Raw genomic sequence first — 497 nt, forward strand, 5'->3', positions numbered from 1 at the left:
TTGTTATCCATCATCGGCATCATATTTGGCATTTGATTGTTATCCATCATCGGCATTATGTTTGGTATTGGGTTATTATCCATAATTGGCATTATATTTGGTGGTTGGTTATTATCCATGATTGGCATTATATTCGGTGGTTGGTTGTTATCCATGATTGGCATTATATTCGGTGGTTGGTTATTGTCCATGATTGGCATTATGTTTGGTACTTGAATATTTGGCGGTATTACTTGCGGAATCACTACATTTTCTTTCGATACATTTGGTGACACGATATTCCCTACATTTTCTTTTTTCACTTGCGGTGACACGATATTCCCTACATTTTCTTTCTTTACTTGCGGTGATACGATGTTTCCTACATTTTCTTTTTTCACTTGCGGTGATACGATGTTTCCTACATTTTCTTTTTTCACTTGCGGTGACACGATGTTTTCTACATTTTCTTTCTTCACTTGTGGTGATACGATGTTTCCTACATTTTCTTTCTTTAC

At 35.8% G+C, this 497-nt stretch carries 1 pseudogene; it reads right to left on the bottom strand.

Annotated features, from left to right (window positions below):
* Positions 1-497 (bottom strand): annotated as a pseudogene (gene exsA / locus ACZ76X_RS28990) (spore coat assembly protein ExsA); the annotation flags it as partial.

The sequence above is a fragment of the Bacillus sp. BC05(2025) genome, assembly GCF_056725905.1.